Raw genomic sequence first — 20,599 nt, 5'->3', positions numbered from 1 at the left:
TACGCGGAAGACCGCCCGCCGGGTGAACAACCGGTGACCGGCAGACCGGCCCGGCATGGCCACCGGCTGGCCCGCTCGGGTGTACAGGGCAACGCTCATGGGACGTTTAACAACCGGAAAGATCCACTTTGACGCGGCCACGTCCAGCGCGGCGACAACACCGGTATGCGTGTCGTCATCGTGACCGAATCCTTTCCCCCCGATGTGAACGGCGTGGCCCACTGCGCGCTCCAGACCGCCCGACACCTCGTCGATCGCGGTCACGCTCCCCTCGTCGTCGCTCCCGCTCCCGCCCCCGGAAACAGGCTCGCCGCGGCCGCCGCGCCCTGCCCTGTCGTCCACGTCCCCTCCCTACCGCTCCCGGGCTATCCCCAGGTCCGCGTGGCTCTCCCCAGCCGCAAGCTCGCCGCCGCACTGATCGAGCACCGTCCCGACGTGGTGCACCTGGCCAGCCCCTTCATCCTCGGCGTCCGCGGCATGGCCGCCGCCGCCCGGCTCGGCATCCCGACCGTCGCCGTCTACCAGACCGACCTGGCCGGATACGCCCGGACCTACGTGGGCGCCGGCGAGGCGGCCGCCTGGCGGCGGATCCGGTCCGTCCACGGCGCCGCCGACCGCACCCTCGCCCCGTCCACGGCCTCGATCAGCGACCTGGAGGCGCACGGCGTCCCCCGGATCCAGCTGTGGCAGCGCGGAGTGGACACCGTCCGCTTCCGTCCCGAGTTCCGCGACGAGGCGCTGCGCCGCGAGATCGCCCCGAACGGCGAGGTGATCGTCGGCTACGTCGGCCGTCTCGCCCCCGAGAAGCAGGTCGAACTCCTCGCCGGGGTCTGCGGCCTGGAGGGCGTGAAGGTCGTGATCGTGGGCGACGGGCCCGCTCAGGCCCACCTCACCGAGGCGCTGCCCGGCGCGGTCTTCCTCGGCCGCCGCACCGGCGATGACCTCGCCCGGATCTTCGCCTCGTTCGACGTCTTCGCGCACACCGGCCCCTTCGAGACGTTCTGCCAGACCGTGCAGGAGGCCATGGCCAGCGGTGTCCCGGTCGTCGCACCGGCCGCCGGCGGCCCGATCGACCTGGTCGACCACGGTCGCACCGGGTTCCTGGTCCCGCCGCGCGACGCCGGTGCCGTACGGGAGGCCGTGGCCTCCCTCGTCGCCGACGCCGGGATGCGGGCCGCGTTCGGCCTCGCCGCGCGGACCACGGTCGAGGGCCGTACCTGGGCCGCGGTCGGTGACCAGCTGATCGGCCACTACGAGGACGTGCTCGCCGCGCGCCGGCCGGTGGTGGCGGCATGAGCGTCACCTCGTCGGGGCCGCTGCGCATCGTCCGGCTGGCCAACTTCGTCGCCCCCGCCTCCGGCGGTCTGCGCACCGCGCTGCGCGAACTCGGCAAGGGCTTCGTGGCGGCCGGGCACGAGTCGGTGCTGATCGTGCCGGGCGAGCGCTACTCCGACCGGTACGAGGAGCAGGGCCGGGTCATCACGCTGCCCGGCCCTGTCCTGCCCGGCACCGGCGGTTACCGCGTCCTCGTCGACAAGAAGCGGGTCCAGAGCCTGCTGGAGCACCTCGCTCCGGACCGCCTGGAGGTGTCCGACCGCACCACCCTGCGCTGGACCGGCCGCTGGGCCCGGCGCGCCCGGGTCCCCGCAGTGATGGTCTCCCACGAGACCGCCGACGGAGTCCTGCGCACCTGGGGCATGTCCGAGAACATGTCCCGGCGCACCGCCGACGCCCTCAACATCCGTACGGCGCACACGTACGCGCGGGTGGTGTGCACCACCGAGTTCGCCGAGCGCGAGTTCCTCCGCATCGGCGCGCGCAACGTCGTACGCGCCCCGCTGGGCGTCGACCTGGTGGGCCGCCACCCCTCGTTGCGCGACCTCGACCTGCGGGCCCGGTACGCGCGCGAGGACGAGGCGCTGCTCGTCATGTGCTCCCGGCTGTCCGTGGAGAAGCGGCCCGGCACCGCCCTCGACGCCCTGGAGGCGCTGGTACGGCGCGGGCGCCGGGTGATCCTGGTCGTCGCCGGCGACGGGCCGCTGCGGGCCCGCCTGGAACAGCGGGCGCGTGAGCGCCGGCTGCCGGTGACCTTCCTGGGACACGTCTCCGACCGGGACACGCTGGGCGCGCTCCAGGCGTCCGCCGACGTCGCCCTGGCTCCCGGACCCGCGGAGACCTTCGGGCTCGCCGCCCTGGAGGCCATGGCCTGCGGGACGCCCGTGGTCGCCAGCGCCTCCTCCGCGCTGCCCGAGGTGATCGGGTCGGCCGGGGCCACCGCGGCCGACCGCGGGGAGGCGTTCGCCGACGCCGTGGAGATGCTCCTGGAGCGGCCCGGCGCCGAGCGCCGGGAAACGGCACGCGCGCGTGCGGAGTGCTTCGGCTGGGGAACGGCCGTGGAGGCGTTCCTCGCCGCGCACGACGCGCCGGTGCTGTGCCGTCGGGACGAGGACGCGGCGACGGCGCCGGTCCGCCGTGTCGTGCCGGAGGGCGTGGCATGAGAGCGGTTCGCTTCGTGGCGCTCGGGGACTCGCTGACCGAGGGCGTGGGCGATCCCGCCGGCGACGGGTGGCGCGGCTGGGCCGCGCTGCTGGCCGGCGGACTCGCCGCGAAGGACGTGGAGTTCACCAACCTCGCGGTCAGCGGGGCGCAGACCCGGGACGTGCTGGAACGCCAGACCCCGGTCGCGCTGGAACTGCGCCCCGACATCGTCGCCGTCGTCATCGGCGTCAACGACACCCTGCGCTGCACCTTCGACATCCACGCGGTGGCCGAGCGGCTCGACGAGGTCTACGCCGCCCTGACCGCGCAGGGCGCGATCCTGCTCACGGCGTGCCTGCCCGACCCCGGTTCGATGTGGGGGCTCCCGGGCGCTCTGGCCCGCCCGCTGGCCCGCCGGGGGCGTGCGGTCAACATGGTGGTGCACGCCCTGTCCGAGCGGTACGGGGCGGTCCATCTGCACGCGGCGGAGGGAGCATGGCTGACCGACCGCGCGATGTGGAGCGCGGACCGGCTGCATCCGGGTGAGCGCGGGCACCGGCAGCTCGCCGTCCGCTTCCACGCCCTGCTCGCCCCGCTGGGCATGGCGACGGGGACGGCGCCGTCCCCGGAGCCCGAGTTCCCGCCGCCGACGACGAAGGCGAGTCTCCTCTGGCTGGCCACGGCCGGCACCGCCTGGGTGATCAGGCGCTGCCGGGACCTGCTGCCCCAGCTGCTGCGGCTGGCCGTCGACGAGATGCGGCACCGCCGCAAGGGCACCAGTGCCCGTCTGGACCTGAGCGCGTCCGCCGCGGTCTCCGCCGCGCTGGCCGCCCTCCAGCCCCCGGAGCGGCCCGCCGACGCCGCGTGACGGGCCGCTGAGGGGTTCAGCGACGGCGTACGGCGACGAAGCGGACCGGGATGCCCGGGACGGCCTGGGCCGCCGCCGGAAGGTCGGCGGCGCGGACCACCGCGATCACCGGATAGCCGCCAGTGGTCGGATGGTCGGCCAGGAACACCACCGGACGGCCGTCCGGCGGAACCTGCACGGCGCCGAGGACCATGCCCTCACTGGGGAGTTCACCAGGACGGGACCGCTCCAGGGCGGGGCCTTCCGTGCGCAGCCCGATGCGGTTGCTCGCCGACGACACGCGGTACGCGCGCGAGGTGAACGTCCGGACGGCCGCGGGCGTGAACCAGTCGGCCCGTGGGCCGAGCGCCACCCGCAGCACGAGTTCCGCCGGCGGGGACGGGTGCGGTACGACGTCCACGCGCGCGTGCGGGCCCACGGGTGTGCCCAGCGGCAGCACCGCGCCATCCGCCAGCGGGGCGGGACCGAGCCCGGAGAGCAGATCCGTCGCCCGGCTGCCCAGCACCGGCTCCACGGCGATCCCGCCGGAGACCGCCACATAGCTCCGTACGCCGGACCGGGCCGGTCCCACGTCCAGCAGTTCCCCGGCCGCAACCACGACGGGCGCGCCCCAGGCGGCCGGACGCCCGCCCACCGTGACCGGGCACGGCGCACCGCCGACCGCCACCACGACGGTCGAACGCGGCCGCACCGCACACCCGTTGAGCGTCGTCTCCAGAACGGCCGCGGCCGGTGCGTTGCCGACCAGCCGGTTGACCAGCGCCGCGGCGGGCGCGTCCAGCGCCCCGGAGCGCGGCACCCCCAGATGCGCGTACCCGGGCCGCCCCCGGTCCTGCACGGTGGTCAGCGCACCGGCCCGTACGACGACGAGCGCACGGTCGGTCATACGTCCCCCACCGGCACGAACCGCACCCGCGTCCCCGGCGCCAGCAGCGCGGCGGGCACGCGCGCGTGATCCCACAGCACCGCCTCCGTCGTCCCGATCAGCTGCCAGCCGCCCGGCGAGGACCGCGGGTACACACCGGTGTACGGCCCGGCCAGCGCCACCGCGCCCGCGGGCACCGCGGTACGCGGAGTGGCACGGCGCGGCACGTCGTAGCGGGCCGGGAGCCCGGCGAGGTAGCCGAAGCCGGGCGCGAAGCCGCAGAAGGCGACCGTGAACTCGGTCGCCGCGTGAATCCGGGCCACCTCCCGCTCGGGCACCCCCCAGTGGGCGGCGACCTCGGCGAGATCCGGGCCGTCGTACCGCACCGCCAGCTCGATCACGGCACGCGCGCGTGGGGGAGCGGGCGGGAGCACGGTGGCGGCCAGTTCGGTGGCCCGGCGTGCCGGGTCGTCGAGGCCGTCCAGCAGGACCGTGCGGGCCGCGGGTACGATCTCGCGCACCGTCAGCGAGCCCTCCGCGCGACGACGCAGCAGTTCGGCGTGCAGGGCCTGGGCCGCCGCGCCGGAGCCGACCTCGACGAGGAGGGCGTCGTCGCCGACCCGGTGGATCGTCATGGGCGTGGCCGTCTGGGTGCTCACCCTGGTGCCGGTGCTCATGCGAAGGCCGTGACGGTCACGCCCGCTGCCGCGAGCCGCGCACGCACCCTCCGCGCCAGCTCCACGGCGCCCGGGGTGTCGCCGTGCAGACAGAGCGAGCGTGCGCGTACGAGGATGCGCGCGCCGGAGTGCGCGGTGACCGCGCCGGAGCGCGCCAGTTCCACAGAGCGCTCCACGACCGCCTCCGGATCGCTCACCACCGCGCCCTCGCGCCCGCGCGGGACCAGCGTCCCCTGGTCGGTGTACGCGCGGTCCGCGAACGCCTCCGTGACGGCCGGCAGCCCCGCCGTCCCCGCCAGCGCGAGCAGCCGGGAGCCGGGCAGCCCCAGAACGGGCAGCGAGGCGTCCGCGAGGAGCACGCCGTCCACCACCGCGGCGGCCTGCTCCTCGTCGTGCACGACCCGGTTGTAGAGCGCGCCGTGCGGCTTCACGTAGGCCACGCGCGCGCCGGCGGCACGGGCGAAGACCTCAAGGGCGCCGATCTGGTAGGCCACCTCGGCCGCCAGCTCGGCGGGCGGCACGTCCATCGCGCGCCGCCCGAACCCCGCCAGGTCCCGGTAGGAGACCTGGGCGCCGATCGTCACCCCGCGCTCGGCTGCCATCTCGCACACCCGCCGCATGGTGGCCGCGTCCCCCGCGTGGAAGCCGCAGGCCACATTGGCGCTGGTCACGACCGACAGCAATTGCTCGTCGTCGGTGAGCCGCCAGCGGCCGAAGCCCTCGCCGAGGTCGGCGTTCAGGTCGATCGAGGTCATGGATGCGCTGTCTCTCCTGTTCAGGCCACGCGGTACTGCTCGTCGCGGGCGTCGCTGATGAACATCTGGCCCGGCGCGTGCGTGATGGCGAACGGCGGCCGGGACGCCGTCACCGCGGCCTGCGGGGTCACCCCGCACGCCCAGAACACCGGTATGTCGTCCGGGGCGGCGTCCACCGGGTCGCCGAAGTCGGGCCGGCCCAGGTCGTCGATGCCGAGCGCCGAGGGATCGCCGCAGTGCACGGGACCGCCGTGCACCGCCGGGAGCAGACTGCTCTCCCTGATCGCGGCCGACAGATGCTGCGGCGGCACCGGGCGCATGGACACCACCATCGGCCCCCGCAGCCGTCCCGCCGGCCGGCACGGCCTGCTGGTCACGTACATGGGAACGTTCCGGCCCTGCTCGACATGGCGTATCGGCACGCCCGCCTCGGCCAGCGCCCACTCGAACGTGAAACTGCACCCGAGCAGGAACGACACCAGGTCGTCCCGCCAGTACGCGCGCACGTCCGTCGGCTCGTCCACCAGCTCCCCGTCCCGCCACACCCGGTAGCGCGGCAGGTCGGTACGCAGGTCCGCGCCCTCGGCGAGTTCCGTGCCGACAGCGCCGGCGTCGGTGACGTCGAGCACCGGACAGGCCTTCGGATTGCGCTGGCAGAACAGCAGCATGTCGTACGCCCAGTCGGCGGGCACCGAGATCAGGTTGGCCTGTGTGTGACCGGCCGCGACCCCGGCCGTGGGGCCCGTGAGGCCCTCCCGGAAGCGGGCCCGGGCACTTCTGGGGCTCCACGCGCGCGCGTGCTCGTCGACGAGGGTGACGGGAAGATCGTGGCTGGCCAGGGCGAGCAGGTGATCTCCCGTACGGTTCACGTCAGTTCCTTTCCGCGCGTCTCCGGCAGCCCGAACAGGGCCAGGGCCGCCAGTGCGTAGCCGGCCGCGCCGAAGACCAGCGCGCCGCCCACGCCCCAGCTGTCGGCCAGGAAGCCCACCAGGGTCGGGAAGACCGCGCCCACCGCGCGGCCCGCGTTGTAAGTGAAGCCCTGCCCGGTGCCGCGCACCGCGGTCGGGTACAGCTCGCTCAGGTACGAACCGAAGCCGCTGAAGATCGCCGACATGCAGAAGCCGAGCGGGAAACCGAGTATCAGGAGCAGTGTGTCGGCGCCGCCCGGGATGTTCGCGTAGGCCAGCACGCAGACTGCCGACAGCACCGCGAACAGCCAGATGTTCCGGCGCCGGCCCAGCCGGTCGGTGAGGTAGCCGCCGGTCAGATAGCCGAGGAAGGCTCCCGAGATCAGGAAGGCCAGATAGCCGCCGGTGCCGACGACCGACAGCCCGCGCTCGGTCTTGAGATACGTCGGGACCCAGGTCGCCAGCGTGTAGTAGCCGCCCTGGACACCCGTGGACAGCAGACCCGCGAAGACCGTAATGCGCAGCAGCCCGGGCTCCTCGGCCGTGCCCGGCCGGAAGATGGCGGCGAACGAGCCGCGCCCCGGGCTCTGTTCGCGTACCGCGACCGCCTGCGGGGCGTCGTGCACCCGGCGGCGCAGCCACACCACGAGGAGCGCGGGCAGCGCGCCGGTCCAGAACATCACCCGCCAGGCCAGGTCGTCACCGACGAACGAGAAGACCAGCGTGTACACGACCACGGCGAGGGCCCAGCCGACGGCCCAGGAACTCTGGACGGCACCCAGAGTGCGGCCGCGGTGGCGGGCGCTCGCGTACTCGGCGACCAGGATCGCGCCGACCGCCCACTCGCCGCCGAAACCGAGGCCCTGGAGAGCGCGGAACACCAGCAGAGTCTCGTAGTTGGGCGCGAAGCCGCAGGCCACCGTGAACACCGCGTAGGTGACCACGGTGATCATCAGCGCGCGGACCCGGCCGACCCGGTCCGCGAACACGCCCGCCGCGGCGCCGCCCACCGCGGAGACCACCAGGGTGACGGTGGTGAACAGGCCCGTCTGGCCGCTGTCCAGACCGAAGTACGCCGCGAGCGCGACCATGCTCAGCGGCAGGGTGAAGTAGTCGTACGAATCCAGGGCATATCCGCCGAACGCGCCGGCGAACGCGCGCCGGCCGCGCGGGCCGAGGGCGCGCAGCCAGCCGAACGTGCCGTCCTCGGCGGTGCGTTCACCCCCGCCGGGATGCGCGTCGGAGGTCAGGGCCTGCGGTGGAGGAGTCGTGCTCATGGGCACCTCGCAGTTGAGGGACGGAGGGTGCGGGGACTGAGCAGTGCGGGTCCGTGCGAAGGGGCGTATCGAGGGGCGATCGAGGGCCGTACTGAGATGAGCGTGATGAGCACCGTAGAGGATCGTTCAACGATTCTTCAATACCCACGTTGTCTCGTTCCGGTGTCTGCGGTTGAATTCCGGGCATGGCAGAGCAGCTGACGGGACTGGCCGACGACCGCGCCCTCCTCGGGCGGACCAGCACCGCCGAACGGGTCTCCGACATCCTCAGAAGCCGCATCGCAGACGGCTTTTTCCCGCCAGGCACCCGCCTGTCGGAGGACGGCATCGGCGGCGCGCTCGGCGTCTCCCGCAACACCCTGCGCGAGGCGTTCCGGCTGCTCACCCATGAGCGCCTGCTGGTCCACGAACTCAACCGGGGCGTCTTCGTCCGGGTCCTGACCGTCGAGGACGTCGAGGACATCTACCGCACCCGCGCCCTCGTCGAGTGCGCCGTCGTACGCGGCCTCGGCGAGCCGCCCTACGCGCTGGAGGCCCTGTCCGCGGCGGTCGCCGAGGGGCAGTCGGCGGCCGCCGCGGATGACTGGAAAGCAGTGGGTACGGCCAATATCCACTTCCACCGGGAACTGGTCGCCCTGGCCGGCAGCGAACGCACCGACGAACTCATGCGCAGCGTCTTCGCGGAACTCCGCCTCGCCTTCCACGTGGTCGACGACCCCCACGCCCTGCACGAGCCGTACCTGGCCCGCAACCGGGAGATCCTGGGGTCACTCCAGGCCGGCGACAGGCGCAGGGCGGAGCACCTGCTTGAGACCTACCTCACGGACTCCCTGGAACGAGTGGTGGAGGTCTACCGACGCCGGGTGGACAGCGCCCCGTAGGGGCGCGGGGAACTGCGCGACCAGCCACAGGCGACCCGCACTCCGACGCACCACCTGCAGTTACCCGGCGCTCCCGGCGGAGCCGCTCCGCGTCGTTTGGGCCGATGTCAGACCCAGGACCTAGTCTGTGCACCGTGACTTCGCCTGCATCGACGGACAGCGTTCCGCCCCAGCTCAGCGCGGGGCCGCGCCCCGCACCGGGCCCGGCCGCCGACGAGGGGCTGGCGCGGCGGCTGCGCGCGCTCGCCTGCACGGCACCGCTGCACGACCTCGACGCACGCAAGGCGAACCTGGCCGGCGAGTACTCGGTGTACGGCATGGCCGAGGTGGCTCTCTCCGCCATCGACCTGGTCACCCTGAACATGGACTTCGACACCGGCGCCGACCACGAGCAGATCGTCGCCCGGCTGATCCCGCGCATCTCCGCCCAGACCCCGCACCGCCCCGTCGCCGAGCACGAGCGGGTGGCCCGCTGGGTCCTGGAGAACCTGATCAACGTCGGCAGCGTCGACCGCGGCTTCCGCGCGGTGTACGGCACCTTCGCGCCGGACGGGTCGTACGTCCGCCGGGACTACGACTTCAAGCTCATCGAGGAGGTGCCGGGCCCCGGCGGCACGGTGTACCTCCGTACCACCGACGAGGCGGTCAACGTCCTCGTCGGCGCCCTGGACACGGACGTCACCAGCGCCCAGATCGCCGCCGAGGTCAAGCTGGAAGTGCTGATCAACCGCGGCCGGCTCGCCGATGCCCAGCTCGCCGCGGAGCAGGCCCGCTACCGGACCGTGCAGTACTCCGAGAGCCTGCGCCGGGCCCTGGAGGCCACCCGGCGCAACGTCCGCGCGGTGGACTGGCTCAACGCCGTCCCCGACATGATCGCCGAGGCCCTGGACCACGTCGCCGACCGGTACCGGCACGAGAACGCGATCCTCACCAACATCCGCAAGGCCCGCGACGAGACCGAGGAGCCCGAGAACAAGCGGCGCGCCGCCGAGCTCGTCGACATCGTCAAGGACTGCATCCGCCGGCACACCCAGTTGCAGTCGCGGCTGCTGGAGGCGGGGCCGCTGTTCCGCGCGGAGCAGGACCGGCAGGCGTTCGCGACACCCATGACGACGTCGGGGACAGACCTCTACGGTCACCTCCTCGCCCCGCTGCTGCCGTTGCCGCTGGAGCAGGCGAACCGGGTCACGGGGGCGTTCTTCGCGCACGGCACCGGGCTGCGCACGCCGGTGTCGGTGCGGGTGGGAGACCTCGTCGACATACTGCTGACGCCGCCGGTGGAGCGGGAGCACCTCGGCGCGGAGATGCCGGAGCCGGACCTCATCGCCACGCCGGACGACAGCCGGTTCAGCGAGGAGCAGCTGGCCGACGCCATGCGGTTGCTGGATCTTCCGGCGGAGGCGCCACGCAGGTTGTCGGGGTTGCTGGCGGAGGCGCGACGCGTGGGGGGCGACGATCTGGCCTACCTGGTCGCGTTGCTGGCGGTGCATGCCGCGAGCCCGGCCGTGGGCACCGCCTACCGGCAGGGTGAGGAGAAGCTGCTGTTCGCCGTGGACGACGGTACCGAGTTGGACGACCCGGGCTTCGGGGGTGCCGATCTGATCGTGGGGACTGCGTTGTTGGACGCGGTGGGGATGGCGGCGGACCGGACCGAGGCCGCGTGATGTCGTGTGCCGGGCGCAAGCCGTCTGTGGCTGGTCGCGCAGTTCCCCGCGCCCCTGGCGGGGCGCCTGCGTCGACCACTGTTCTCAAGCTCAAGGAGTTGTCCTCGTGAACGAGTACGTTGAGGCCGACGCGTCCGCCGGGCCGGCCAACGCTGCCGTCACGCCTGCCGATGCCGCCGATGCCGCTCGGCTCGTCGCCTTCGGGCTGCAGCCCAAGCTGCAGCCCGCGCGTGATCAGGAGTACACCGAGCTGCTGCGGCGGTACCGGGAGGACCCTCCGTTCGCGCGGCTCGCCGATGCCGTCGCCGCCGGTCTCGGGCTCGTGGTGCTGGAGGTGTCGCCCCGCGCCGGGATGGCCGTGACCGCCGCCGAGGACTCGGTGTTCGCCGTTCGCATGGGCGACTACGCGCGCCGTACGTCGGCGGACGGCAGCGACCGGTTCCTGCACGGGCTCGCCCATCTGGCCGTCGCCGCGCTGGCGTTCCCGCGCCCCGAGGACCTCGCCGACGACGGCTACATCGGCCGGATCACGGTCAACGGTGTCGACGCCTTCGTCCGGCAGGCCTGCCGTCGTCTGGAGGAGCGGGCGGAGGAGCTGGGGGAGAACACCGACCCGGCCACCGACGCGCCCGGTCTGGAGGCCGCCTGGCGGATCTGGGCCAGACGCAGCGCGACCGGCGCCACCAAGGACGCCCGCCGGCTGGCCGGTTCCACCACCGGCATCATCGGCAAGGCGGTCGCCTTCCTCACCGACTCCGGGTTCCTCCAGCGCACCGGCGACGACCAGGGCGGCACCTACCGCACGACGGCCCGCTATCAGCTCCAGGTCCGGGACATGGCAGGCAGCGCCGCCATGACCGAGCTGCTGGAGCTCGGCGTCGTCCCGGTCACCGACGGCACGGCCAGCCTGCTGCCCGCCGCCGACACCGAGGACCTGGATCTGGTCGCCGACGCCGGCCTGCCGTTCCACTCCTGAGCCGTCACCACCCTTTCCCACGTCTTACGAGAGTCCGCCATGTACGAGCTGTCCCGGGTCCGCCTCTACTCCATCGGGCCCGCCGGTGCGCGCTACGCCGACACCGTGCTGGACCTGCGGGGTGTCGGTGAGCCCGTGCCCGACCCCGCCCCCACCCAGGCGGAGTTCTTCGAGGAGGAGCCGGTCGGCCCGCCGCGCCGGCCCGCGCCCGCCGGGGTGCTCTTCCTGGAGAACGGCGGCGGCAAGTCGGTGCTGCTCAAGCTGATCTTCTCGGTGATGCTGCCGGGGCACCGGAACACCCTCGGCGGGGCGAGCTCGGGTGTGCTGCGGAAGTTCCTGCTCGCCGACGACTGCGGGCATGTCGCCCTGGAGTGGCAGCACACGCTCACCGGCGAGTGCGTGGTCGTCGGCAAGGTGAGCGAGTGGCGGGGCCGGCAGGTCTCCAACGACCCGCGGAAGTTCGCCGAGGCCTGGTACTCGTTCCGGCCGGGCCCGGGGCTGTCGCTGGACAATCTGCCGGTCGCCGAGTCCACCGCCGTACGGCCGCCCGTGGAGGGCGCCTCAGGGGCACAGGGGCGGCGGCGGACCATGAAGGGTTTCCGGGACGCCATCACCGAGGCCGGCAAGGCGTACCCGCATCTGGAGGTGCACTGGGAGGAGGTCCACGACCGCTGGATCGAGCACCTCGGCGACCTGGGGCTCGACCCCGAACTCTTCCGCTACCAGCGGGAGATGAACGCCGACGAGGGCGAGGCCGCCGGCCTGTTCGCGGTGAAGAAGGACTCCGACTTCACCGACCTGCTGCTGCGGGCCGTGACCGACACCCGCGACACCGACGGACTCGCCGACCTGGTCGGCGGCTTCGGCAACAAGCTGGGGCGGCGCGCCGAGCTGATCGCCGAACGCGACTTCACCGCCGGGTCGGTGGACCTGCTCGGGCGGATCGTGGAGGCCGCGGAGACCCGGTCGCGGGCACGTGAGATCCACACGGGCGCCGAGCGCCGTACTCGAACGCTGGCGCGCCGGTTGTCCGCGCGGGGCGTGCGGGAGCGGGTGCGCGCCGCCGACCTCGCCCAGCGGGTCACGGCCGCCGCCTACGCCGTCACCCACTCCGAGGGCGCCAGCGAGCGCAGCGCGCTGATCGCCGCCGAACTCGCCTACCGGCACGCCTCCCTGGCGCTGGCCGTCGGCGAGAAGTCCGCCGCCGCCCAGAAGCGCGAGCTGGCCGACGCGAGGACCCTGCACTCCGCCTGGCAGGCCGCCGAGATCGTGCTGCGCCACCGCGCCGCCGCCGACCGCGTAGCGCGCGTGGCCGCCGCCATCCAGGAGGCCGAGCGGGACGCGGCCCCCGCCCTCGCAGCCCGCGCCAAGGCCGCCGTCGAACTCGTTCGGGCCCTGCACACGGCCGCCGAGAGCGCCGAGCACCTCGCCAACGAGGAGGAGGAGCGGTCCGCCGCTCTCCAGGGGGTCAGCGACACCGCGCACCGGGACTCCACCTCGGCCGCCACCGAGGCACAGCGCGCCCGCAGCGAGGTGGGGCATCTGCGCCAGCGCCTCAGCGAGGTCGAGCAGGAGACCGCCGAGGCGGTCCGCGCGGGCTGGCTCGACGACAGCGCCCCGGACGCCGACCCGGCCCGGGCCGCCCTCGCGGCGAGCGACGCCGAGAAGACGGCCGTGGCCGCCTGGGACACCGCCCGCGAGGCCTCCCGCCGGGCGAGCGAGCACGCGCGCGAGGCGGCCTCCGCGGAGTCCCGCGCCGAGCTCACCGCGGCCCGCGCGGCGGACGCGGCGACGGCGGCCGAGCGGACCTACGACGCGGAGAAGCGGCTCGCCGAGGCCCTGGCGGCGGAAGAGCGGCTCACCGAGCTGCTGGGCCTCACCGGCTCCCGTACGACCATTCCGCGGCCCCGCCAGGAGGACGGCGACGACACGCTCACCCCCGAGGAACTCGACCGGTTCGCCGACGAGTTGCGGGAGCTGCTCGACGACGCCGTCGGATCCGCCGAGCGGCACCTGTTCGAGCTGCGGACCGCCGCCGCCGACGACTCCCGGATCCTCGGCGCCCTGGGCGACGGCGGGCTGCTGCCGCCCGGCCCCGACGTCCTCGCCACCGTCGAGTTCCTCGGCGAGCACGGCATCCCGGCACTGCCCGGCTGGCGTTACCTCGCCCAGGCCGTCGACCCCGCCGACCACGCGCGCGTGCTCGCCGCCCGCCCCGAACTCGTCGACGGCGTCATCATCACCGACCCCGACACGCACGCCCGCGCCCGCGAGGCACTCCGTGAGGCGGCCCTGCTGCCGCGCTCCGCCGTGGCCGTCGGCACCGCCGCCGCCCTGCTCGCACCGACCCCGGCCGACGACGCCACCCCGGGCGACGTGTTCCTCGTACCGCCGAACCCGGCCATGCACGACGAGCACGCCGCCGACGAGGAGCGGCAGGCCCTGCGCGCGCGGGCCGCCGAGCGTGACGAGGAGATCCGCACCCTCGCCGCACGGCTCGGCAAGGACCGCGAGCTGGCCGCACGCCTCGCCTCCTGGCGCACCGGCTGCCCGGCCGGGCGGCTCGTGGAGCTGGCGCAGGAGGCCCGGGACGCACGGGCGTTCGCGGAGGAGTCCGAGGCCGAACTGGCCGAGGCGCGGACCGTGCGGGCGGAGGCCGAGGAGGCCGCCGCCGAGGCCGCGCAGGTGCGCGACGAACGGCAGGAGGGGGCCCAGAAGGCCCGGCGCGCCGCCGACGCCCTCGCCGGCCTCGCCTTCCGGCTGCGCGAGCGGGCCGGCTGGCAGGTCAAACTGCGCGAACTCGCCGACGAGGCCGCCGAGTCGGAGGCCCGCGCCCAGTCCTGTCTGGAGCGCGCCCGCGCCGCCGACGAGGACCGGCGCGGAGCCCAGCGGGCCGCCGACGACGCCCGCCGCACCGCCCGCGCACTGCGCGCCGAGCGCTCCGAGATCGCCGGCGCCCCCGACGACGTGCCCGACGCGGACGAGGACGCCCCCAAGTCCTCGCTGCCCGCCCTGCGCGAGGCCTACCGGGCCGCCTCACAGGTGTACGAGAAGGTCGGCGTCGGCGCCGACCTGCGCGCCGAGCAGGCCCGTTCGGAGAGCGACGAGAGCGCCGCGCTCGCGGAACTTGAGCGACTCAGCAACAAGGTCCGCACCCGCGCGGAGCAGCTGCTCCAGTCGCCCGACGGCGCCGACGGGCCCTCCCGGCAGGCCGCCGCCGCCCGCGCGGAGGAACTGGTGCAGCTTTTGGAGACCCGCATGTCCACCGCGAGTGAGCAGCTCGGGCGGCTCCGCGGCGAGGCCGAGCGGCACGCCCCCGAGGACGGCGAGGCGCACACCGCACTGCCCGAGGAGCTTCAGCCGCGCGACGCCGAGCACGCACAGGCGCTGCTGCGCACCGCGACGGCCGAACTCGCCTCTCGCACCGAGGCCTTGGCCCAGGCCCGGGAGGCGCACGCCGAGCTGCTGGACGCGCACCGCGCGGCCGAGGACGCGGCGGGCGGCTTCGACGAGATCGCCGCCATGCTCCGCGACCTGCTGCGCGAGCACACCGCCGAGGAGGAGCAGCAGGAGCCGGAGCCGTACCCCGGCAGCCTGGAGGAGGCCCGGCACTCCGCCGCCGAGGCCCGCAGGTCACTGCGCGGCTGCGCCGGTGACCTGTCCGCCGCCGAGGCCGCCGTCCGCGAGGCGAGCGATGTCCTCGTACGGCACGCCAACGCCACGCGGTACGAGGCGGTACGGACCCCAGCGCGCCAGCAGATCCGGGAACTGCCCGCCTCCGCCCTGCCCGAGCACGCCCAGAAGTGGGCGGACGCCTTCGCGCCCCGGCTGCGGGTGCTGACCGACGAGCTGGCCCAACTGGAGCGGAACCGGGACTCGATCGTGGACCGGCTGCGGGGGCTCGTCGAGTCCGCGCTCGCCACCCTGCGCTCCGCCCAGCGGCTCTCCCGGCTGCCCGAGGGGCTCGGCGAGTGGTCCGGACAGGAGTTCCTCCGCATCCGCTTCGAGGAGCCCGACCAGGCCACGCTCACCGAGCGGCTCGGAGAGGTCGTCGACGAGGCGACCCGGGCCGCCGTGAAGAAGAACTCCGATCTGCGGCGGGACGGCATGTCCCTGCTGCTGAGAGGAGTCGCGGCCGCGCTCCAGCCGAAGGGCGTCGCCGTCGAGATCCTCAAGCCGGACGCGGTGCTGCGCGCCGAGCGGGTGCCGGTGGGGCAGATGGGGGACGTGTTCTCCGGTGGGCAGCTGCTGACCGCCGCCATCGCCCTGTACTGCACGATGGCCGCGCTGCGGTCCAACGACCGGGGACGGGACAAGCACCGGCACGCGGGAACGCTGTTCCTCGACAACCCCATCGGGCGCGCCAACGCGACCTATCTGCTGGAGCTTCAGCGAGCCGTGTCGGATGCGCTGGGCGTGCAACTGCTCTACACGACGGGGCTGTTCGACACCACGGCGCTGGCCGAGTTCCCGCTGGTCATCCGGCTGCGCAACGACGCGGACCTGCGGGCGGGCCTGAAGTACATCAGCGTGGAGGAGCATCTCCGGCCCGGGCTGCCGCAGCAGCCGCGGGCGGGAGAGGCCGTGCACAGCGAGATCACCGCCACGCGGATGTTCAAGAAGCCGTCCGTCTGACGGCTCCGTCCCCGCCGGACACGGCGTCAGGGGTGCGTCAGCTGTCCGGCCGGGCCGCCCCGCCGCCGTATCCGCTCCTGCTCGCGCTCGGCGGCCCGCTCCTGCCGCCGGGCCGCGCGCCGCTCGCGGCGGAGCGTGCGAGCCGTGCTGCTCGGTTCCGAGACCACGCCGTTGCGCTGGTTCCACACCTGACGTGTCACCAGGACGTCGACCGCGCTCCAGGTGGCCACCACGGTGCTCGCCACGCTGCTGATCACCATCGGGAACGCCAGCCAGGACTGCGCCATCGTGCAGAAGAACGCCACCATGGCCAGCGTCAGCGTGACAGCGATGATGATCACCGCCCGCACCGTCGCCGTCCGCACCGGATCCGGCATCCGGTACCGCTTGGCAGGCTCCTCGACCCACAAGGGCCGGTACTGCGGCTGTTGTTGCCGCACCGTCGAGCGCACCGCCGAGTGCGCCGCCGTACGGTCCTCGGGCGCCAGGCGCCGCTCAGCTGTCCCCATCAACGTGTCACTCCCCATCGCCGGCAAGCCCTCGCACCGGTGTCCGACGACCCCGGCTCCCCAGTGGCTGCCCGGCTTGCGCTGTTTTACGCCGCCCGGGTGCGAGATGCGCCTGCTGTGGCCGAATCCGCACCCATCACCCATCTACAAGGACGATCGAACTCGCCCGATGATTCCCAACCGGGGAAAAATTCCGGCCAACTGATCCTTCGTGTGGTTCCCACCCCACTCGTGTGAAGTCGGCGCGATCGCGGTGGCAATCTCCCGCAATGCCCGGACAACTCATCCTGTCCTTCCGCCATGACCGGCCACCGAGGCGGAAGTTCACCGTCCGGACAGTTCTTCGAGTTATCCCTGTGACGGTAGTAGGCTCGCGCCGTTTGTTGACGTACATGTGTACCCCCGGCCGGCGGGGGTCGAGCTGGGGGAGGCCATGCGCTTTCGCGGGAAGTCGATCCGCCGGAAGATCGTGGCGCTGCTTCTCGTGCCGCTGGTGTCGCTGACGGCCATCTGGGGCTTCGCGGCCGTGCTCACGGGACGCGAAGTCACCCACATGTTCCAGGTGTCGTCGATCGTGGAGGACCTCGGCTACCCCACCGAGGACGCGGTCCGCGCCCTCCAGCAGGAACGCCGGCAGACCCTTGTCTATCTCGCCGACCCGCGAGCCTCCGACGCGCTCACCGCCCTGAACCGCACGCGTGCCGCCACCGACCGGACCGTGGCCGAACTCCGCAAGAACGCGAAGGAACAGCACGTCCGCGACGGCCTGGACGCCGACGACAGTGACCGGCTCACCGCCGAACTCGACGGCCTCGACGGCATCGAACCCCTGCGCCGCAGCGTCGAGCAGGGCACCGTGGACCGCGCCCAGGCCCTCGACCTCTACAACGCCGTCGTCGATCCCTGCTACGTGATGCTCGGCTCCCTCGACGGGATCGACGACGTCGAGATGGACAAACAGGCCCGCGCCCTCGTCAACATCGCCCGCGCGCGGGAACTCGTCTCCCGTGAGGACGCCCTGCTCGGCTCCGCTCTGGTGGTCGGCAGGGTCTCCCGGGAGGAGACCCGCGAGATCTCCGACCTCGTCGCCCAGCGCACCCTCCTGTACGACATCAGCCTTCCGCTGTTGCCGGCCGCAGAACGCGACCGCTTCGACCGCTTCTGGAAGAGCGCCACCACCGCCCCGCTGCTGGCCGCCGAGAAGTCCGTCCTCGCCGCCGGGTCCGGCACGCCGGACGACGTCAGCGCGAAGAGCTGGGACACCACCGCGGGCAATGTGCTCGACGAGCTGCGCACCCTCGACGACCAGGTCGGTGACCGCTTCCAGGACCGCAACCGGCCCGTGGCCGTCACTGTGATCGTCCAGGCGGCCGTCGTCGGCGTCCTCGGCCTGGTCGCCGTGGTGTTCTCGCTGGTCGTGTCGGTCCGGGTCGGCCGCAGCCTCATCCGCGACCTGAGGCTGCTGCGCACGGACGCGCACGAGGCGTCCGGCGTCCGGCTGCCGAGCGTGATGCGCCGGCTGTCCGCGGGCGAACAGGTCGACGTGGAGACCGAGGTCCCGCGCCTGGAGTACGACAAGAACGAGATAGGCGAGGTCGGCCAAGCCCTCAACACCCTGCAGCGCGCCGCCGTGGAGGCCGCCGTCAAGCAGGCCGAGCTGCGCGCCGGCGTCTCCGAGGTCTTCGTCAACCTCGCCCGCCGCAGCCAGGTCCTGCTGCACAAGCAGCTCACCCTGCTCGACACCATGGAGCGCAGGACCGAGGACACCGACGAACTCGCCGACCTGTTCCGCCTCGACCACCTCACCACGCGGATGCGCCGGCACGCGGAGGGTCTGGTCATCCTCTCCGGTGCCGCTCCCTCCCGGCAGTGGCGCCGGCCCGTCCAGCTGATGGACGTGGTGCGGGCCGCGGTGGCCGAGGTCGAGGACTACGAGCGCGTCGAGGTCCGCCGGCTGCCCCGCGTCGCCGTCACCGGCCCGGCCGTCGCCGACCTCACCCACCTCGTGGCCGAACTCCTGGAGAACGCCACGGTGTTCTCGCCGCCGCACACCGCCGTGCAGGTCATCGGCGAACGCGTCGCCAACGGCTTCACCCTGGAGATCCACGACCGGGGTCTCGGCATGGCGGCCGAGGCACTCCTGGACGCCAACCTGCGGCTCGCCGAGACCCCCGAGTTCGAGCTCTCCGACACCGACCGGCTCGGCCTGTTCGTGGTCAGCCGCCTCGCCCAGCGCCAGAACGTCCGTGTCTCGCTCCAGCCGTCCCCGTACGGCGGCACCACCGCGGTCGTCTTCATCCCCGACGTACTGCTGACCGACGACGTCCCCGACACCAACGGGGTCGGCTTCCGCCTCGACCGCGGCCGCGCAGCCGGGGAGACCGAACCCGAGGAGAGCCGCGGCGCCTCGCCGGCCCAGGTGCCGGGAGAGCGGCCCGGGCTGCCGGCCGCGCTGCTGGACGGTCCGGTCGAGCTGGAGGCACCCGTCGACCTGGACACGCTGGACGACTTCCCGGGCGCCCTCACCGACGACGACAGCGAGCGCGGCGGGATGTTCCGCCCCCGCCGCTCCCTCGCTCGCGCCGACGACGCCACCACGCCCGCCGTGACCGAACTCCATCAGCCGGCCCGGGAGGGCACCGACGGCTTCGGGGACGAGCACCCCGGCGGCCTCGTGCCGCTGCCCGGACGGCGTACGCCCAAGCTGGTCAGCTCGCACGGCAAGCCCGTCACCGAACAGCGCTTCCGCCGCGTCGACCCGGACGAGCGGGACCGGGCGGACCAGGGCGGCCCCGAACCGGGCGGCCTCGCCCCGCTGCCCTCCCGCCGCCGCACCGACCCGTCCTCGCACCGCGCCATCGACTCGGCCGACCGGGTCGAGGAACGCATGCGGCCCCAGGCCGGCGGCCCGGGCGAACCCTCCGCACCCCCCGCCCTGCCCCAGCGCAACCGCCGCTCCGCGGCCACCCCCGGCAGCGGCACCGAAGACTCCGTCCCGCCCCTCGGCAGCACACCCCCGGAGGCCGCGTCCGGCAACCGGCCGCTGCCCAGGCGGGTACGGCAGGCCAACCTGGCCCCACAGCTGCGACAGGAACCCGCGGCACCCGCCGTGCGCGAGCCGGACCCCGCCGAGCGTGACGCCGACGAGGTCCGCAGCCGCATGGCCTCGCTCCAGCGCGGCTGGCAGCGCGGCCGTGCGGAGAGCGCCGACGACGACGGCTCCCGGAACAGCACAGCACAAGGAACGACAAAGGGGGACGGTCGATGACCGATCCGAAGGCGACCGGCCACACGGCGACGAACAAGGGCGAGCTGAACTGGCTGCTGGACGACCTCGTGGACCGGGTCGCCAGCATCCGCAAGGCCGTGGTGCTCTCCGGCGACGGCCTGCCCACCGGTGTCTCCAAGGACCTCTCCAGAGAGGACGGCGAGCACCTGGCCGCCGTGGCCTCCGGCTTCCACAGCCTCGCCAAGGGCGTGGGCCGCCACTTCGAGGCCGGCAGTGTCCGGCAGACCGTCGTGGAGCTCGACGACGCCTTCCTGTTCGTCACGGCCGCCGGCGACGGCAGCTGCCTGGCCGTCCTCTCCGACGCCGACTCCGACGTCGGCCAGGTCGCGTACGAGATGACGCTCCTGGTCAAGCGGGTCGGCGTACATCTGGGGTCCGCTCCGCGCACCGATCTGCCCTCGGGCGGGTAGTGGGATGACATGAGCGGAGACGGTCAGGGAAGAAGTCACTGGTTCGACGACGAGGCCGGACCGGTCGTCCGTCCGTACGCCATGACACGGGGCCGCACCACCAGCGCGGGCCAGCACCGGCTCGACCTGATCGCGGTGGTCGTCACGGAGCCCCACGTGGACGACGCGGAGGACGACCGGACGCTGTCCCCGGAGCACGTGGACATCGTCGAGCTCTGCCGCGACGCCCCGCAGTCGGTCGCCGAGCTGGCTTCGGAACTCGACCTCCCCATCGGCGTGGTCCGGGTCCTCATCGGCGACCTCGTCGACGGGGAACTCGTCCATGTCAACCGGCCGGTGCCCCCGGCCGAGCTGGTGGACGAGAGTATTCTGCGCGACGTGATCAACGGCCTCCGGGCGCTGTGACC

Annotated in this window: 16 protein-coding genes; 10 read left to right on the top strand and 6 right to left on the bottom strand. The window is 73.6% G+C overall.

From position 1 onward, the window contains the following. The first annotated feature begins 165 nt into the window (after positions 1-165). The 3 genes from OHB00_RS10250 to OHB00_RS10240 are packed head-to-tail and all read left to right on the top strand — an operon-like array spanning position 166 to position 3,346. Complete coding sequence (locus OHB00_RS10250) at positions 166-1,296, top strand: glycosyltransferase family 4 protein (RefSeq protein ID WP_406433458.1); 1,131 nt, start codon at positions 166-168, stop codon at positions 1,294-1,296. Next, on the top strand, positions 1,293-2,498 hold the full coding sequence (locus OHB00_RS10245; RefSeq protein WP_406433456.1) for a glycosyltransferase: 1,206 nt from the start codon (positions 1,293-1,295) through the stop codon (positions 2,496-2,498). Before OHB00_RS10250 ends, OHB00_RS10245 begins: the two co-directional genes overlap by 4 nt. Beyond that, positions 2,495-3,346, top strand: a complete 852-nt coding sequence (locus OHB00_RS10240) for an SGNH/GDSL hydrolase family protein (protein WP_406433454.1) — start codon at positions 2,495-2,497, stop codon at positions 3,344-3,346. The genes OHB00_RS10245 and OHB00_RS10240 overlap by 4 nt, the downstream gene beginning before the upstream one ends. Positions 3,347-3,362: 16 nt before the next feature. Here OHB00_RS10240 and OHB00_RS10235 read toward each other — a convergent pair whose 3' ends face one another. The 5 genes from OHB00_RS10235 to OHB00_RS10215 are packed head-to-tail and all read right to left on the bottom strand — an operon-like array spanning position 3,363 to position 7,828. Continuing rightward, positions 3,363-4,232 (bottom strand): biotin-dependent carboxyltransferase family protein, encoded by an 870-nt coding sequence (locus tag OHB00_RS10235; protein ID WP_406433452.1) that lies wholly within the window; start codon positions 4,230-4,232, stop codon positions 3,363-3,365. Next, positions 4,229-4,846 (bottom strand): allophanate hydrolase subunit 1, encoded by a 618-nt coding sequence (locus OHB00_RS10230; protein ID WP_406445708.1) that lies wholly within the window; start codon positions 4,844-4,846, stop codon positions 4,229-4,231. The genes OHB00_RS10235 and OHB00_RS10230 overlap by 4 nt, the downstream gene beginning before the upstream one ends. A 38-nt stretch (positions 4,847-4,884) precedes the next feature. Next, the gene (locus tag OHB00_RS10225; protein WP_406433450.1) at positions 4,885-5,643 is read right to left on the bottom strand and encodes a LamB/YcsF family protein; all 759 of its coding nucleotides are present in this window, start codon (positions 5,641-5,643) and stop codon (positions 4,885-4,887) included. A 20-nt stretch (positions 5,644-5,663) separates the two neighbouring features. Beyond that, positions 5,664-6,512, bottom strand: coding sequence for a putative hydro-lyase (locus tag OHB00_RS10220; protein WP_406433448.1), 849 nt, complete (start codon positions 6,510-6,512; stop codon positions 5,664-5,666). Then, a complete protein-coding gene (locus tag OHB00_RS10215; RefSeq protein WP_406433446.1) occupies positions 6,509-7,828 on the bottom strand; it encodes an MFS transporter in 1,320 nt (439 codons plus the stop codon). The genes OHB00_RS10220 and OHB00_RS10215 overlap by 4 nt, the downstream gene beginning before the upstream one ends. Before the next feature lie 185 nt (positions 7,829-8,013). Between OHB00_RS10215 and OHB00_RS10210 the strand changes: the two genes are divergently transcribed. From OHB00_RS10210 to OHB00_RS10195, 4 genes are all read left to right on the top strand, one after another. Next, positions 8,014-8,709: a GntR family transcriptional regulator gene (locus OHB00_RS10210; protein ID WP_406433444.1), complete on the top strand. Its 696-nt coding sequence runs from the start codon at positions 8,014-8,016 to the stop codon at positions 8,707-8,709. 134 nt (positions 8,710-8,843) lie between these two features. Continuing rightward, the gene (locus OHB00_RS10205; RefSeq protein WP_406433442.1) at positions 8,844-10,373 is read left to right on the top strand and encodes a hypothetical protein; all 1,530 of its coding nucleotides are present in this window, start codon (positions 8,844-8,846) and stop codon (positions 10,371-10,373) included. Positions 10,374-10,479: 106 nt separating this feature from the next. Continuing rightward, complete coding sequence (locus OHB00_RS10200; RefSeq protein WP_406433440.1) at positions 10,480-11,349, top strand: hypothetical protein; 870 nt, start codon at positions 10,480-10,482, stop codon at positions 11,347-11,349. Positions 11,350-11,388: 39 nt separating this feature from the next. Continuing rightward, entirely contained in the window at positions 11,389-15,984 is a 4,596-nt protein-coding gene (locus tag OHB00_RS10195; protein ID WP_406433438.1) for a hypothetical protein, read from the top strand. 26 nt (positions 15,985-16,010) lie between these two features. Here the strand turns inward: OHB00_RS10195 and OHB00_RS10190 are convergent, their stop codons facing one another. Continuing rightward, positions 16,011-16,493 carry a hypothetical protein gene (locus tag OHB00_RS10190; protein ID WP_406433436.1) on the bottom strand — a complete coding sequence of 161 codons (483 nt, stop codon included), beginning with the start codon at positions 16,491-16,493 and terminating at the stop codon, positions 16,011-16,013. Between the two features lie 433 nt (positions 16,494-16,926). On the opposite strand from OHB00_RS10190, the gene OHB00_RS10185 reads away from it, so the two are divergent. From OHB00_RS10185 to OHB00_RS10175, 3 genes are read left to right on the top strand one after another with little or no spacing between them, the layout of a single operon-like run. Then, the gene (locus OHB00_RS10185) at positions 16,927-19,761 is read left to right on the top strand and encodes a nitrate- and nitrite sensing domain-containing protein (RefSeq protein WP_406433434.1); all 2,835 of its coding nucleotides are present in this window, start codon (positions 16,927-16,929) and stop codon (positions 19,759-19,761) included. Continuing rightward, complete coding sequence (locus OHB00_RS10180; protein WP_406433432.1) at positions 19,758-20,192, top strand: roadblock/LC7 domain-containing protein; 435 nt, start codon at positions 19,758-19,760, stop codon at positions 20,190-20,192. The genes OHB00_RS10185 and OHB00_RS10180 overlap by 4 nt, the downstream gene beginning before the upstream one ends. Before the next feature lie 9 nt (positions 20,193-20,201). Beyond that, positions 20,202-20,597, top strand: a complete 396-nt coding sequence (locus OHB00_RS10175; protein ID WP_406433430.1) for a DUF742 domain-containing protein — start codon at positions 20,202-20,204, stop codon at positions 20,595-20,597. Positions 20,598-20,599 lie beyond the last annotated feature (2 nt).

Source organism: Streptomyces sp. NBC_00631, assembly GCF_045206895.1.
Taxonomy (GTDB): domain Bacteria; phylum Actinomycetota; class Actinomycetes; order Streptomycetales; family Streptomycetaceae; genus Streptomyces.
The sequence above is the reverse complement of the archived record's forward strand: the minus strand, read 5'-3'. Positions and strand labels throughout refer to the sequence as shown.